This is a genomic window from Ruegeria sp. CDSA021, from assembly GCF_059612325.1.
This window is the reverse complement of record NZ_JBXWQJ010000010.1, coordinates 32,437-47,384: the sequence shown is the minus strand read 5'-3', so window position 1 is coordinate 47,384 and position 14,948 is coordinate 32,437. Positions and strand designations below refer to the sequence as shown.

General features: G+C 56.1%; 18 protein-coding genes. 6 read left to right on the top strand and 12 right to left on the bottom strand.

Translation table 11 applies throughout. The annotated features are described in order from the left end of the window. Window positions 1-22: 22 nt before the first annotated feature. Together rnhB and AC2FLD_RS14180 are read right to left on the bottom strand one after the other, a co-directional pair. Window positions 23-640, bottom strand: coding sequence for a ribonuclease HII (gene rnhB / locus AC2FLD_RS14185; RefSeq protein WP_050604909.1), 618 nt, complete (start codon window positions 638-640; stop codon window positions 23-25). A gap of 109 nt (window positions 641-749) precedes the next feature. Continuing rightward, entirely contained in the window at window positions 750-1,208 is a 459-nt protein-coding gene (locus AC2FLD_RS14180) for a hypothetical protein (protein ID WP_496670082.1), read from the bottom strand. A 176-nt stretch (window positions 1,209-1,384) separates the two neighbouring features. On the opposite strand from AC2FLD_RS14180, the gene AC2FLD_RS14175 reads away from it, so the two are divergent. The 3 genes from AC2FLD_RS14175 to AC2FLD_RS14165 all read left to right on the top strand — a co-directional run bounded on the left by AC2FLD_RS14175 (window position 1,385) and on the right by AC2FLD_RS14165 (window position 4,027). Further along, entirely contained in the window at window positions 1,385-1,672 is a 288-nt protein-coding gene (locus AC2FLD_RS14175) for a hypothetical protein (protein WP_496670083.1), read from the top strand. After that, window positions 1,644-2,345: a winged helix-turn-helix domain-containing protein gene (locus tag AC2FLD_RS14170; RefSeq protein WP_496670084.1), complete on the top strand. Its 702-nt coding sequence runs from the start codon at window positions 1,644-1,646 to the stop codon at window positions 2,343-2,345. The genes AC2FLD_RS14175 and AC2FLD_RS14170 overlap by 29 nt, the downstream gene beginning before the upstream one ends. Before the next feature lie 104 nt (window positions 2,346-2,449). Beyond that, window positions 2,450-4,027 carry a DUF427 domain-containing protein gene (locus AC2FLD_RS14165; protein ID WP_496670085.1) on the top strand — a complete coding sequence of 526 codons (1,578 nt, stop codon included), beginning with the start codon at window positions 2,450-2,452 and terminating at the stop codon, window positions 4,025-4,027. Between the two features lie 81 nt (window positions 4,028-4,108). Here the strand turns inward: AC2FLD_RS14165 and AC2FLD_RS14160 are convergent, their stop codons facing one another. The 6 genes from AC2FLD_RS14160 to AC2FLD_RS14135 form a co-directional block, all read right to left on the bottom strand. Beyond that, window positions 4,109-4,903 carry a DUF1217 domain-containing protein gene (locus tag AC2FLD_RS14160; RefSeq protein ID WP_496670086.1) on the bottom strand — a complete coding sequence of 265 codons (795 nt, stop codon included), beginning with the start codon at window positions 4,901-4,903 and terminating at the stop codon, window positions 4,109-4,111. Further along, window positions 4,900-5,301, bottom strand: a complete 402-nt coding sequence (gene flbT / locus AC2FLD_RS14155) for a flagellar biosynthesis repressor FlbT (protein WP_496670087.1) — start codon at window positions 5,299-5,301, stop codon at window positions 4,900-4,902. Before flbT ends, AC2FLD_RS14160 begins: the two co-directional genes overlap by 4 nt. After that, on the bottom strand, window positions 5,301-5,675 hold the full coding sequence (flaF, locus tag AC2FLD_RS14150) for a flagellar biosynthesis regulator FlaF (RefSeq protein WP_050604902.1): 375 nt from the start codon (window positions 5,673-5,675) through the stop codon (window positions 5,301-5,303). Before flaF ends, flbT begins: the two co-directional genes overlap by 1 nt. Window positions 5,676-5,752: 77 nt before the next feature. Beyond that, window positions 5,753-6,982 (bottom strand): flagellin N-terminal helical domain-containing protein, encoded by a 1,230-nt coding sequence (locus AC2FLD_RS14145; RefSeq protein ID WP_496670088.1) that lies wholly within the window; start codon window positions 6,980-6,982, stop codon window positions 5,753-5,755. Between the two features lie 209 nt (window positions 6,983-7,191). Then, on the bottom strand, window positions 7,192-7,551 hold the full coding sequence (locus AC2FLD_RS14140) for a flagellar biosynthesis protein FlgN (RefSeq protein ID WP_496670089.1): 360 nt from the start codon (window positions 7,549-7,551) through the stop codon (window positions 7,192-7,194). Then, the gene (locus AC2FLD_RS14135) at window positions 7,541-7,816 is read right to left on the bottom strand and encodes a rod-binding protein (RefSeq protein ID WP_496670090.1); all 276 of its coding nucleotides are present in this window, start codon (window positions 7,814-7,816) and stop codon (window positions 7,541-7,543) included. The genes AC2FLD_RS14140 and AC2FLD_RS14135 overlap by 11 nt, the downstream gene beginning before the upstream one ends. Window positions 7,817-7,927: 111 nt before the next feature. On the opposite strand from AC2FLD_RS14135, the gene AC2FLD_RS14130 reads away from it, so the two are divergent. Genes AC2FLD_RS14130 through AC2FLD_RS14120 form a run of 3 tightly spaced genes read left to right on the top strand, consistent with a single transcriptional unit; the run spans window position 7,928 to window position 10,746 of the window. After that, on the top strand, window positions 7,928-9,160 hold the full coding sequence (locus AC2FLD_RS14130) for a flagellar hook-length control protein FliK (protein ID WP_496670091.1): 1,233 nt from the start codon (window positions 7,928-7,930) through the stop codon (window positions 9,158-9,160). Window positions 9,161-9,163: 3 nt separating this feature from the next. Next, entirely contained in the window at window positions 9,164-9,826 is a 663-nt protein-coding gene (locus AC2FLD_RS14125) for a flagellar hook capping FlgD N-terminal domain-containing protein (RefSeq protein ID WP_496670092.1), read from the top strand. A 50-nt stretch (window positions 9,827-9,876) separates the two neighbouring features. Then, complete coding sequence (locus tag AC2FLD_RS14120; RefSeq protein ID WP_496670093.1) at window positions 9,877-10,746, top strand: phosphotransferase family protein; 870 nt, start codon at window positions 9,877-9,879, stop codon at window positions 10,744-10,746. Window positions 10,747-10,755: 9 nt separating this feature from the next. Here the strand turns inward: AC2FLD_RS14120 and AC2FLD_RS14115 are convergent, their stop codons facing one another. From AC2FLD_RS14115 to AC2FLD_RS14100, 4 genes are read right to left on the bottom strand one after another with little or no spacing between them, the layout of a single operon-like run. After that, on the bottom strand, window positions 10,756-12,060 hold the full coding sequence (locus tag AC2FLD_RS14115; protein WP_496670094.1) for an NAD(P)/FAD-dependent oxidoreductase: 1,305 nt from the start codon (window positions 12,058-12,060) through the stop codon (window positions 10,756-10,758). Continuing rightward, entirely contained in the window at window positions 12,057-12,875 is an 819-nt protein-coding gene (locus AC2FLD_RS14110; RefSeq protein ID WP_050604896.1) for an ABC transporter permease, read from the bottom strand. The genes AC2FLD_RS14115 and AC2FLD_RS14110 overlap by 4 nt, the downstream gene beginning before the upstream one ends. Continuing rightward, complete coding sequence (locus AC2FLD_RS14105; RefSeq protein WP_050604895.1) at window positions 12,872-13,762, bottom strand: ABC transporter permease subunit; 891 nt, start codon at window positions 13,760-13,762, stop codon at window positions 12,872-12,874. Before AC2FLD_RS14105 ends, AC2FLD_RS14110 begins: the two co-directional genes overlap by 4 nt. Further along, complete coding sequence (locus AC2FLD_RS14100; RefSeq protein WP_496670095.1) at window positions 13,762-14,889, bottom strand: ABC transporter ATP-binding protein; 1,128 nt, start codon at window positions 14,887-14,889, stop codon at window positions 13,762-13,764. Before AC2FLD_RS14100 ends, AC2FLD_RS14105 begins: the two co-directional genes overlap by 1 nt. Window positions 14,890-14,948: the final 59 nt, after the last annotated feature.

The window sequence follows — 14,948 nt, the reverse complement described above, 5'->3', positions numbered from 1 at the left end:
TTTTGAATCAGCGACTTACGATTTACTCTTGATACAAGATATTGTGCACCGGCTTGAACGAACGTCTATGGTGTGGGGTCACGCCAAGATTCTGCAGGGCTTCTTTGTGTTTTTTAGACGGATACCCGGCGTTGGTTTCCCATCCATAACCCGGATGCTGTTGCGCCAAATCCACCATCACCTGATCGCGCCAGTTTTTCGCAAGGATCGAAGCGGCTGCAATCGACACCGAACGGGCATCCCCCTTCACAACGGCCTGCGCCGGGATTTTCATGCCACGCGGAATCATGTTGCCGTCGATCAGCAGGAAATCTGGGGCCGGTGACAGTGCCTCGACCGCGCGCACCATCGCCAGATGCGAGGCCCGCAGGATGTTCATCTCGTCAATCTCGGCAACCGTGGCTTCGGCCACGGCGAATTCGGCGCTGCTGCGAATCTCTGCGTCCAGTGCGGCCCGACGTTTGGCGGTCAGCTTCTTGGAGTCATTCAACCCCTCGGGAATATCATGCGGGTTCAGAATCGCGGCAGCGGCCACAACCGGCCCTGCCAGCGGACCGCGCCCGACCTCATCCACTCCGGCGATACGGATATGGCCCCGCTGCTGCAGCGCCTGCTCAAGTTCGAAATTCGGCATTGTCATTGCACTGGAAAAACGTTTTTCACGCGACACCGCAAGAAAAAAGAGAGGGCGGCCCACACCCCCCTCTTTCTCGCGGCGCTTCTTTGGCACCGCTCCTGCTCAGCCGATGTTACTGATAAACGACGCGGTATCCTTTCTGGCGCAGGCACGCAGGTTCATACGCCCGCTTGACCTTTTTGCCGTTCCAGAAACCAACCTTGCACTCTTTCGGCAGGCTATTGGCATGTTTGTAGTGTTTCTTGAGGCAATTCGGACCCAGCAACAAATGATCCTGTGAATACCCGTTGAATGTACGAAGGCAGCGCTGGGGCAGATCGTATCGCGCCACGCGCGGCGGCAACGGACGCACCGGCTGCGGCTTGTAAGGTTCCGGATTATACGTCTGATGACGTGTTGCCCGATCCTTGTTCTTTTCCTTGTTATAGTAGTGAACTCCGGCGCCGATAATTGCGATGGCCGCCAGACCACCCAGAATGTCCTTGGCATCTGCCGCCTTCGCCTGAGAGGCCGAGACGCCGGTTATTGCAACAGCGGTCGCAATGATCAGAGCGATGAATTTCTTGTGCATGATGCGTGTCCTTCTGATTGTATGGGCGACCGTGTGACAGACCGCGTTCTGATTGCCCTGACACTGGGGGCGAGCGGTCCAGACAAGCAATAACGGCCCGGTGTTATCGGATATCAGAACCCGCAAACCCCTTGGGTTATTGAATATCGCGGCAACTCATGCGCAGGATGCGGCCTATGAAACAGATCATACCTTCTCTGACCTTTGCAGCCCTGATATCGCTTGGCTCTGCCGCGTCTGCGGCGGATTGCTATGCGGATTACAAGGCCAAGAAAGACAACCCGCTGCGTCTGCATTATGGGGTCATTCAGGTCTCGGCCTGCGATAAGGGCAAGGCCCGAACAGAAATCGCCCAGCGCCTGAGCGCGTCAGGCTGGACCCTGCTTGAGGTTCAGTCCATTTTTGGACCGGAAGGGTTGGATCAGAGGAAAGGCAATGCCGGACAATTCTATCTCCGTTTCTGATGCGCGCCGGTCGGGTGTCCGGCTGGTTGTGCTGGGCATAGCCGCCATCGTCGTTATTCTGATCACCGCTGCCGTTTTCCTTTTCTGGACCCTGCCGGACGCCAACGCGTTCAACGCGCGGGTCGAGCGGCTGTTTGTCGAGGCCGACCTGACCTCGCAAACAGAAATCCGGTTGCTTGAGATTCTGGCCCAGTCCGGCACCGCCTTTGCCGACACCTTGTCCAGCTATCGGATGGTCATTTATGTGCTGCTGGTTTTTGCCAGTGCGATGATGATTTCGGCGCTGGTGTTTCTGGTTATGCTGGTGCTGCTGAACCGCCGCATGGCACAGATCGAACGCACCGGCATTCAGGTGACGTCCCTGCTGATCAGCCGCGAGGAAAACACAGTCTACCTCAACAACATGGATTTCAAGCTGACGCCCGCGGCCATGGAAACCCTGTCCGTTCTGGCGGAATCCCGGCTTGATGACGAGGTTCTGTCCGGTGCCCAGATCGAGGGCATGATTTCCGGTCGCAATGCCGCCGATTGCGACGAAGCCGCGGGCGCGACGCGGATCAAACGGTTGCGCGATGCGCTTGGAAATCAAATGGTCAGCGAATTATTGGTCAAGAATATCGCAAAAAAAGGCTATATGCTGTCGATCGAAAAAGACGTCATTCAGATGATCTAACTACCCGGCTCCTCGCTCGCGTGCGGTAAATTCTCGTTGCAGCCTCTTGGAATGTTGGATGCGAACGCCCATTCTGAAAGCATTGAAGGCAAGGGAGGTCGCTTATGAACGTCCACGCCGCACCAAAAAAAAAGAATGGATATGGAATTTCGGTTGAGCCACTCGCCGGCAAAATAGCCATTTACCGCGATGACGTCCTTTTGGCAGAAAGCACCGACGCCAAGGTGATGTATGAAACGCGCCTGCCGCCCACGATTTATGTCCCGCGTGAGGATATTTGCGTTGATCTGAGTTCAGAGACCGCCCTTCAAACCTTTTGTCCGTTCAAGGGCACCGCCACTTATCACGACATCAGCCTGCCCGGCGAAACACTGGCAAGCTCTGTCTGGGCCTATGAAGACGCCCTGCCGGAAAGCAAAGCCATTCAAGGCTGCATCGGGTTTCTGCCGAATGCCTACACCCGAATTGATCTGGGCGACAATCACCTGCGCGCGCCTGATGACGGCAATATCAGCGGACCGCTGATCGACTGGCTTATGCGTGGTGCGTCAACAGCGACAACACCAGAAACCTTTACCAAAGCACTGGCCGAAAAGATGCTGGAGCATGGTATCGCCATCCAACGCCTGAGTATTCTGGTCTGGTCCCTACACCCTCTGATCGCGGGCAAACACTATATCTGGGAAAAGGATGAAGGCGAGATTCTGACCCACGCTCCGACTTACGAAATCCACGATCACCCAGCCTTCATCAACAGCCCGCTGCGGCACGTTTCGAACGGATTGGGCGGCGTGCGGCAAAGGCTGAACGAAGACAACCCGCAAAACAGCTTCCCGATCATCGAGGATTTACGGGCCAAGGGTGCGACCGACTACGTCGCAATGCCGCTGCCCTTTTCCGATGGACGCACCAATGTTCTGACCCTGACCTGCGATCACCCGGATGGGTTCACCACCGAAAACCTGGGGCTTGTATTCGAGTGTTCATCGGTTATCGCGCGGTACTACGAAGTGTTCATGCAGCGTGAAAACGCGCAGGTTTTACTGGAAACTTACGTGGGAAAACGCACGGGCGCACGTGTGCTTGGGGGTGAAATCCGCCGCGGAGATGGGGATGAGATTGATGCTGCGATCATGTTCTGCGACCTCCGCAATTCGACAAGCCTTGAAGAGAAATTGGGGCGTCACGACTATATCCAGGTGCTGAACGCGTTTTTTGAAACGGTCTCGGGCATCGTTCATGACAATGATGGGGAAGTTTTGAAGTTTATTGGCGACGCTGTGTTGGCCGTTTTCCCCGCGTCAAGTGAGAATGCCAGTACAGCCCGCAAGAACGCCCAACGTTCGGCAATTCAAATCGTGGAAACTCTGGGGGAACTGCGCACAGGCGGAACAGATGTGCATTGCGACTGTTCGATCGGGGTTGCGTATGGGCGTGTGACCTATGGCAATGTGGGTTCTCAAGAGCGCCTTGATTTCACAGTCATTGGTCAGGCCGCTAATATTGCCGCGCGCCTTGGAGAGTTTGGGAAGACCAAGGGGCATCGGATTGTCGTGTCTGAAGACATCGAACCGGCCTGTTCCAATGCCCTGCCTTTAGGCGCGGTCGAGCTGCACAATGTGTCTAAACCCGTTGTTTCATTTGCTTTGCGCACCGAAGCGGACGAGATATTGGACAGATGAGGTCCTTGATTGACCAAAGGCACGTCATCCATCCAGAGTTAAGAGCCGCCCGTAACCGGCAACATGCAGGCTGCTTACGTTTCAAATAGCTCCAAGCAAGATCAACGCGGTTTGCGCCGGTGAGACTGTGTTCTGCAGTTGGGCGATCTGGCTTCTGGCAAGGTATGTATCGGTTAGTTTTTCGATGGCATCCTGATCTGAAAACTGTGCCAGATCCGCCGACCCGGTCAGTTGAAACATCCTGTCTTTGAATTCGATCAGTTGTTTGTCGATATCCAGTTGAGCAAACGACGAGGGCAAACCAAGCGCCGTTTCCATCATGCGACGCAGGGGCGGAAGCCCCATCAGATCGAACCACTTGGTATCTGCGCTCGAGGCACTGTTCGCCAATTCCGCAAGCTCCCGCTGTGCGTAAAGCGAGATACGCATCGTTTCATCCGAGTCGCCAACAGCGATTTCAAAACGCGCGGTCAGATTGGCCTGTGCAATCTCTTCCATGTTGGTTTTCAGCGCTGTTTTCCTGACGGCCCCAGGTCCAAACCCGAACGCGTCAGAGAACTCGCGATACCGTTTGTCCGCCAGACGATTGGACAAGGCGTCATTGGCCTGCGTGCCGTCTTCCAGGATCTTCTGGATAAAAAACCGGTTGTCCAAATCGCCTTCCAACCCAAATGCGCCCAAAGCGACCTGCAACAATCTGCGATCTGAAACCAGTTGTTCGGCGGATTGAACTTTGCCGATGTTCTCCAGAAAATACTTCGTGTCTCTCTCATTCACTGCCGACGATGAATAGCTTTGAAACTGCCCCTCATAGGTTCGCTGCAGAAATCGCCAGCCCACGATCCCGCCGGTTGGAATGACAGGTTGGAAAATCATTGCTGATAGGCCATCAACCGTTCCTCTCGCGGCAGAAGTGAGCGCAGAGATTTAAGGCATTTGTAGTAATGTTCTGCCACCAAAGCATCCGTGGCCTCAGACAGAACTCGGCGGCTGTCTGTATCGGTGAAGACCTGACTCAGCTCCTCGACCCGGCGCAGCAGTTGTTGGCGTGCCTGCCCTGGTTCCATGTCACCCGACAGGACAAGCTGCGCAGCGTAGCAGACCCGCCTTACCGGTGTATTGGCTTCGTCAGGATGGATCGCATCCCGCAACCGCAGAACGTTGGCTTGCGGTGTCATTATTGAAAACCTGCTTCTGCGATCTCCGTTTTCGATCACCACACCGTTTATCAAAACCCTTTCTTTTGGGGCAAGTTTCAGGACCAGACCACTCATCAGCTTGCCCCCATCTGACGCAAGCCGCGCAGCACTGCAGTGTTGATTTCCAACAGCGGTTCAACAGCGGCACCGTCACCCAAGATGCGGCTGCTGTGTTGTTCTGTAAACTCGGCAAGATAAAAGATACGTGCCCGCAGGTCGTTCGGAAGGGCATTGGCGGAATCTGCAACGCCCGTTGCCAGCACACCCCAAAGACGACGGTTTTCATGCACAGCCTGAACGAATCCCGAGAAGTCAGTTGCTTTTTGGGCCGTTGCCGCTTTGAGCCGTCGCGTGATTCTGGAAATCGCTTCATATTCCGTATCGCGAGGTGTTCGGGTGGGCGCGGCGGATTGCGCATAGGGGCGCTGGGCTAGCGTTTGCGGTGTCACTTGAAATCCTTCCAAAAGGCCGTTGTCAGGCGGTCAAGGCCGGGGCACGAAAACCATGCCCCGACCAGCTTTGTGATTTAGCGGAACAGCGACAGGATTGACTGCGGTGCCTGATTGGCGATCGACAGCGACTGGGTTGCCAGCTGCTGTTGTACATGCAGCGCCTGCAGCGCCTGCAGCGCCTGCAGACGCGCCGAGGTCTCTTCCATGTCGGCATCCACCAGTGAGCCGATACCTGATTTGAACGAGTCAGCCAGGTTCGAGATGAACTCTTTCTGGGTCTCGATCCGGCCCTGCGACGACCCGAAAGCAGCCGATGCGTCAATCGAGGTGTCGATCAGCGTTTCGATCGTTGCCAAAGCGGCGGTTGCGCCAGCGCCGGTCGAGACGTCAATACCGGTCAAAGCACCCAGACCACCCGAGCCAGCGTTCACATACTGAGCCGAGAACGAGATGTCGTCGCCGGTCGCATTGGTGACAGACAGGGTGCCTTGAGTGCCGGAATCGTAGTCAACGGTCAGGCCGGTAATCCCCAACTCCTCGATCTTTGCCTTCAGTCCTACGGCAACCAGATCGCCCGTCGTGGTCGCTGCTGCATGGGCTGCGGACACTGTGTACGACACAACCTGATCGTCAATTGCGACAACAACCTTGTCACCCGCTGCGAAGGCCCCGCTGGATTCATCCGTAACCAGCGCCGTTGCCGATGTCGCACCGTTATCGATGGTCGCGCCTACACGGTCGTTGCCAGTCGACGCTCCGGTCGAACCGTCAAAGACCTGAGCCGCAGTGTAACCACCGGTGGACAAGTCTTGTCCGGTCACGGTGATCGATGATGCCGTGACGTTGCCAAGGTTGTCCCGATCCAGAGAAGCGAGGATCGAGGCAGAACCTGCGGACCCGTCCACCAGATTCAGACCGTTGAACTGCGCCGCACTGACGACCGAGTTGATCTGACCTTTCAGGGCAGTCACGTCGTCGTTGATTTTGCCGCGGTCAACGTTGTCTTCCTGCGCCGCAACGATCTTTTCTTTCATCTGGGTCAGCAAATCGGTCACGGTTTCCGACGCGTTCCGAGCCACAGCAACCGTCGATTCACCCAGCGCCAGGCTGTCCTTGATGGCATTGAAGCCTTTGACATCCGATTCCATCACTTTGGAGATCGCCCAAACCGCCGAGTTGTCCTTGGCCGTCGCGACATCCTTACCAGTCGAAATCGCGTTCTGCGTCATCGCCAGGTTCTTGTTCACCGACTTCAGTGTTTGCAGCGCAACCATCGCGCCGTTGTTTGTCAGAATACTGGACATAGTTTCATCCTTTTTCGTTCGGGTCGTTTTCGCCCATGTTCAACCCACACGATCTGCGGGCATTGGTGTCTTTCTGACCTGTGCGATGCGCCGCTTGGCAGTTCGCGCCACCTGCTGTTTCCAGGTGCGCCACCACTCTTGAACCAGATCCCCTAACGGAGTGCTAAAACACCCGAACCGGAAACTTCGGATTTGAATCAAACTTCTGGCTATGCTCTTTTTTCCAGCTTCACAGTGCTGCGCACGGCAAATCCACTGCGCTGTCCGTCGGCGCCATAGGTACTGAATTCCTGCCGAACCCGACGTAGTTCTGCCATGCGGCTGGCCACGGCGCGGATGCCGTCGGCCGCACTGTTTAACAATGCCTGATTGCGCTCGACCTTCTGCTGAACCCGAATCAGCGCCTCGCTGTCCATCACCTGAAGATCGTTGATCGCGCCGATCAGTTTCTCTTTTTCCGGAACCATATGCGTCAGACGATCTAGGTCGCCCTGTACTAGCGCCGCACGCTCAAGGTCCAGAACCTCTTCCAGGGATTTGATCAGCGTTATATTCGCCTCAGATGTCATTGGCTTTCTCCATCAGTGACTTCAGCAGAATTTCAGACAGCCCCACCCCCCCGGACCGAGCCAACTGTTGCGCCTGATGCTGAACAAGAAGCGACGAAAACTGGTCTTCGCCTGCACCACCCCCGAAGCTTTGGCGGGTCTTTCCCAGCCCGGCAGATTTCAACATTTCGCTTAAGAACGCAGCCTCCAATTTAACAGCGGCATCTTTTAGGCGGGTAAGCGTCGGGGGTATTTGCCCCCCTTGCGGATTGGTGGGAATCTGCATGGAATTCTCCGAAATTTGCTTCGAACTTTCCTGATCAAAGGCGAAAGCGGTTAAAATAAACGTAACTTCCTGCGGGCAGAGTTCCGGACAACCACACGGAGCCGGAGCAAAATGCCCAACCCACTTATGCTGGCCACCACACCATCAACAGCCACTGCGAAACCCGCGTCATCCCGACACGAGGCGGAGCAGGCAAGCGATGGAACAAGCTTTGAAGATATCCTGAAACAGGGGGAGAACGCCAAGGATCAACCCGATGCCCAACTGTCCGCCACAGCCCCCGAGATTGAGGGCACGGGTGCTGAAACCGAGATTGTAGATGTTGATTCACTCGAAGCGGCCCCGATGGCCGAACTGCTTTCGCTTTCGAAGCTGGCCAGCAATCCCGCCGATCTCACCACGCATGGGGGCCTAGTGCAAATGCCTGAAGGAGAATCGAACACAACTGCATCCGCGCAGCCCGGTCTTCTAAGTTTATTCGCCAACGCTGCGCCGGAACAGGCGCTTGCTTCGATACCTGTTGATCCAGACACTCACACCAACCCGCACGTGCCCATTGTTGTGCGACCGGTGGAAGGACAATTGCAGGCCGTAATCGCCCGACAGGTTCAATCAACAAAAGTTGCTGAAAATGGTTTGTCGGTGAAGGACATGACCTTGCCTGAAGGCAAAGTGGCCATGCTGGAAAACGGACCAGCCTCAAACAGCGGCGAGAAAGCACCTTGGCCAGAAGCCACACTTGCACCGATCAAGCCGACAGTACCGGATCGTGCACCTCCGGTTGCGCAGCTTCAATTGATGGCAGCCATGGTTGAGAACGAACAGGGGACCCTCGGTCAGGACGTTGAAGCCGTGGCATTCACCAAGGACGAACCATTGCATCAGACAACACGAGAACCAACACCACAATCGACAGCACCAACTACAGCTGCCCGTGTTGAAATCGCCCGTGCAATCGCCAGTCAACTTGCAATGTCAGTCCAGACGCGCCCGGGATCCGGGGCAATGGAAATCGCTTTGAATCCCGAAGAGCTGGGGCGTGTTTCAATAGTTTTGAATGGGCGTGATGATGGAATGCAGTTGACCATTACGACGGAACGTCCGGAAACTCTGGACCTTATGCGACGCCATTTATCCGTACTTACCGAAGAGTTTCAGAATCTGGGTTACGGTGAGTTGAGCCTTGATCTGGGTACATCCTCCGATGCGGGCACGCACGGGGCCGGCACCGATAAGACCGAGGACGGACCTGCCTTCGAACCTCGACAGGGCGAACCAGACCCTCAAGCCATTTCACTTCCGCAAACTCCGGGCTCGCTCCGGGGCATCGACATGAGGTTTTGACACATGATTACTCCCGTCACCACCACGCCGACTTCTGGGGCGCAGCAATCCACAGCAGCCTCGCAGACATCGGCAATCACATCGGATTTTGAGACATTTTTGCAGATGCTCACGGCGCAGGCCCAGAATCAGGATCCGTTGGAGCCTATGGACTCGACCCAATATGCATCACAGTTGGCACAATTCTCGATGGTGGAACAACAAGTTCAGACCAACGGTCTTTTGTCGAATCTGGCCAGCACGCTGGGCAGCGTCAACCTGAACGAGCTTGCAGGTTGGGTGGGCATGGATGTTCGATCAACATCCGCGTTTCATTTTGACGGCAATCCCAAAACACTGTTTGCCCAACCTGACCCCCAAGCCGACACCACCAAGCTGGTGATCCGTGACAAAAGCGGCACTGTTCTCGACCGGATCACAGTGCCCTCGACAAAATCCGAGTTTGTGTGGGCTGGCGTGACCTCGTCGGGCGATCCGATGAGTGCCGGAAACTACACGGCGACGCTGGAAAACTACAAGGGCGGAGATTTGCTGTCCCAAACACCTGCGGCTGCCTATAACCGCGTCGTTGAGGCGCAAGTTGGGGGCGACACTGTGATGTTGACCTTAAGCGGCGGCCAGGTGATTTCTGCAGGCGATGTAAGCGCCGTCCGAACTGGTGCTTGATCTGCCGCGCAGGACCGTCCAAAGCTTGGCAAATCGACTCGCCAAAAGAAGTGACGAAACCCCTGTCCGATCAGCCTTTCCCTCCTCGCGATCTGGTTGACCAACTCCACATTGAAGGGTTGGTCAGCATACACCCGCGGTTTGAAACGCTTTATGGTGGCCGTACCAATAAGGTTTGGAAGGTTCTGGAAGACGACGGTGACAAAGTGCTGAAGCTATACAGCACGGCCCTGCGCAATCCTTTGTTTCGCAACGACGCGGGATTGGAGGCGCAGTGCCTCAAGGCCCTCGGGCCAGAAGGGTTCGTGCCGAGACTGCGTGCCGCAGGGCGCTACAAGGATGCACATTGGGTCTTTTATGACCACGCCCCTGGAACACCCTGGCAGGAAGAAGCCGGCAAGGTTGGTTCGTTGTTGCGCAGGTTGCATGACCTCACGCTTTCCATTCCTGCTCCCGCTGGATGCAACGGCAGTGAGGATCTAAAAGCCCACGGGCTTCGTATTCTGCAAGGCTGCTCTTCTGAGGCGCGAGACAGGTTGTTGGAACGGCAACCCGTACAAACGGTTGCGCCTGCGGAACAGACATGCCTGATTCATGGCGATCCCGTAGCCGGGAACATTCTGGTTGCAGGGAAAAACCTGACTCTGATCGACTGGCAGTGCCCGGCCCATGGCGACCCAACCGAGGATTTGGCGCTGTTTCTATCTCCGGCCATGCAAAGCCTGTACCGCGGGACGCCTTTGACAAAAGCCGAGGAAAAGCAGTTTTTGAATGCCTACGGGAATCCCGAAATCGCGGCCCGTTATCGACACTTACAACCTTGGTACGCCTGGCGAATGGCAGCCTATTGCCTGTGGCGCGCTGAAAACGGTGCGCCGGATTATGCAGAAGGCTTGAGGCTGGAAATTGCGGCTCTGTAATCCTTGGCCTCACCTTAGATCCGCAAGCGCCATCAGGGCGTAGGCCGGCGGCATGAGCGCGCGACGCCAGCGCCCTAAAGGAAAGCGTTTCGGTGTTTGCGTCATCGGCAAAGGCAATTCAGCGTCCTGCCCCAGAGCAAGCCTAGCAAGGGCGCGCCCGCTGTAGGTTCCCATCGCAACACCGTTTCCGTGATACGCGAAACCCGCAAACACGCCCGGTTGCTCGGGTATTGGCCCGACAAAGGGCGTCAACGCACGCGACATACACACCATACCGGACCAGAGATGCGTGGCCTCGACCGCTGACCAGGCCGGAAACATCTTTTTGAAATCCCGCTGAACCTTTGCCCGAATGGATGCTTCTGACTGCACAGAGGACCGCAGCCCGCCCCGCATTCCAAACAAAAACCGCCCATCCGGCATCAAGCGGAAATAATGCAAAAGATTTCGCGTGTCGTAACACATCTGGCCCGAAGTCCATCCCTGCGCCAATTGCTCGCCATGGCTAAGCGGGCGCGTGACCATAATCGTCGACTGGGCAGGCATGTAACGCCCCGACATCCAATCCGGGATGTCTTCGCTGGAATAGCCGTTGGTGCAGACCAGTACCGCTTGTGCGTTGACCCGCCCAGTATGGGTTCTCAACACAAATCTTGACTCGGCTTTTTCGATACCCAGTACCGGACTGTTTTGAAACAGTTGTACTCCGGAATCTTCTGCTGTTTTGGCAATTCCAAACAAGTACCCACGAGGGTTCAGGCCAAAACCAACGGGATGTGTGTACCCACCGAAAAAGGAACCGCCCATACCGAGCCCAGGTAAGTCAGTGACATCATGCAGCACCCCAATCTCATCTTGATTTCTGCGTAACACATCCATCGCGTGTTTCGAATGCGCCAACCGGGTTTCTCCGCTGGAATGTCTGTCCGCTTCTATCCCATGCTGATCAAGAAGATTGGCGACCAAGTTCACCGCATCTTCTTCCGCTGCGGCATAGGCCCGCGCCGCAGCGCGCCCGTGGCGACGCTCCATCATCGCTGAGCTCAGTTTGGACCCACCAAGACAGCAGAAGCCGCCATTGCGCCCTGACGCACCCCATCCCGGTGGACCGGCCTCGAACACCGCGACGGACGTGGTGTTCTCCGCCAGGTGTAAAGCGGCGGAAACCCCCGTAAATCCGCCGCCAATAATGGCGACGTCAACCTTCAAGTCGCCCTGAAACTTGGGCCAGGTCGGATGGGAAATCGTTTCATCCCACCAACAGCTGTCGCGTGGCGCGTCGCTATAAGCGTAGTCAGGAAATATCCGCTTCATTCGGTGCGCGCTGCGGCCAATTCATCTTGCCGCTGACGCACCATCGCACGTTTGGTCACAAGCGAAGCTGCGATGACCCCAACCGTCACCACGGCAATCATGATCGTAGACAACGCGTTGATTTCCGGACTGACGCCGAGGCGCACCGCCGAGAAGATCTTGATCGGCAAGGTCGTTGCCGACGGCCCCGAGGTGAAGGACGCAATCACCAAATCGTCCAACGACAAGGTGAAGGCCAGCAACCAGCCCGAGATCACCGCGGGTGCGATGATCGGCAGGGTGACAAGGCGGAAGGCTTGCGCGGGTGAGCATCCAAGGTCCAAAGCCGCTTCTTCCAGTGATCGGTCAAAGGTGATGAGGCGCGAGGATACAACAACCGAAACGAAACACATAGAAAAGGTCGTGTGAGCCAGAACGATGGTCAGAATGCCGCGATCCAGACCGATGCCGATAAACAGCAGCAACAGCGAAAGGCCGGTGATCACTTCGGGCATCACCAGCGGTGCGTATATCATGCCTGAAAATAACGTCCGGCCAAAGAACCGCCCGCTGCGGACCAGCACATAGGCGGCGGCTGTTCCTAAAATGGTCGCCAGTGTCGACGAAAAGACCGCGACCCGAATCGTGACCCAGGCGGCATCCAGAAACGCCTCGTTCTGCAGCAGCTCTCCGTACCATTTGGTAGAAAACCCGGCCCAGACCGTGACCAGTTTGCTTTCGTTAAAGCTGAAAATGATCAGGATGATCATCGGGATATACAGGAACGCAAAGCCCAGCGTCAGCGAAACCGTATTGAACCAGCTTAGTCTGTTCATCCCTCGGCCTCCGCTTGTTTCTGCTGGTTGCGCTGGAACAGCACAATCGGAATCACCAGGATCAACAGCAACACGATGGCCACAGCACTGGCCACCGGCCAGTCACGATTCGAGAAGAACTCCTCCCACAGAACCTTGCCGATCATCAGCGTACCCGAACCGCCCAGAAGCGAGGGAATCACAAACTCACCGATCACGGGGATCATCACAAGGAAGCAACCCGCGATGATGCCGGGTTTGGAAAGCGGGATGGTCACGAGCCAGAAGGCTTGCAAACGGGAACAACCCAAATCTTCGGCCGCCTCGATCAGCGACCCGTCCATGCGTTCCAACGCCGAATAGATGGGCAGGATCATGAAGGGCAGATAGGTGTAAACGATGCCGATATAGACAGCGGTCGAGGTGTTCAGGATCGTCAGCGGGGTCGAGATGATACCTGTCCACAGCAAAATCTGGTTCAGGTACCCTTCATTCGACAGAATACCCATCCACGCGTAAACCCGGATTAGAAATGAGGTCCAGAACGGCAGGATCACCAGCATCATCAGTGTTGGTCGCCATTCCTGGGGTGCCCTGGCCATGCCATAGGCAATGGGGTAGCCGACCAGAAGGGTAAAGAAGGTCGAGATCAGAGCGATCTTGACGCTGGACAGATAGGCTTTCCAATACAGGTCATCTTCGGTCAGCCAGACATAGTTCTCAAGATCCAGCTGGCTGAAGAAGTCCTTGATCCCGGCCCAACCGGCAGACAGGTCCAACGTCGGAGTATAGGGCGGAATAGCTAGCGCGGTATCCGACAGCGAAATCTTCAGAACAATGAAGAACGGCACCAGAAACAGTGCCAGCAGCCAGACATAAGGTATGGCGATCAGGACGGCGCGGCGCATCAGTTGGCCAGCAGAACAGCAGCCGTCGCTGTCCAGGACAGCCAGACTGAGTCTTCCCAGGTGAAGGAGCGGCGCGAGATGCGGCGGGTGTTGGCCGTCTGTGCCTTGATGATTGTGCCGTTTGCCAACTCGACGTGATAGGTGGACAGATTGCCCAGATAGGCAATGTCATGAACCTTGCCCTGAACAACGTTGACCGCTTCGGCAGGTCGCTCGGCAGAGATTGTCACTTTCTCGGGGCGGATCGCCAGATGACAGGACTGACCGTTTGCGAATCCGGTTGATGATGAAGCCGTCAAAGGGGCCTGACCTTCGGCCCAGTCAATCTGATAGGCGTCCTCTCCGGATGGTGTGGCCCGACCTTCAATGATGTTCACATCTCCAATGAAATCAGCGACATAAATAGAAGCAGGGTTTTCATAGATCCGATCCGGGGTGGCAACCTGCATCAATTGCCCCTGATCCATCACCGCTACACGGCTGGCGACGGTCATGGCCTCTTCCTGATCGTGGGTAACGATGACGAAGGTGGTGCCGGTCTTCTCCTGAATATCCATCAACTCAAACTGCGTATCCTGACGTAGCTTTTTGTCCAAAGCACCCAGCGGTTCATCAAGCAACAGAAGCTTAGGTGCTTTGGCCAGTGAACGGGCTAGTGCCACACGCTGCCTTTGACCGCCCGAAATCTGGTGTGGTTTACGGCGGGCAAATTGTTCCAGACGGGTCAGGCGCAGCATCTCTTCAACCCGATCTTCCAGATCGTGCTTGGGCATGTTGTCCCGGCGCAGACCAAAAGCAATGTTTTCCCAGACACTGAGATGGGGGAAAAGGGCATAGGACTGGAACATCATGTTTACGGCCCGCTTGTTCGGCGGGATCGGGTCGATATCCTGACCGCCCAGCAGGATATGTCCTTCGGTCGGCGTCTCGAATCCGGCAAGCATCCGCATCATCGTTGTCTTGCCGCATCCTGACGGGCCAAGCAGAGCAAAAAACTCACGTTCGAAAATATCCAGCGACAGGTTGTCGATCGCCGTGAACTCGCCAAAGCGCTTGGTCACGTTCTGGAACTGGATCAAGGGTTTCGCCTGTGGGTCATCCCACGGCGTAAAGACGTCAGTATTCAAAGCAGCCCCCGCTTGGTCAGTTTGGACAAGAGTGCGACGGGGCGGTCATCCGACCGCCC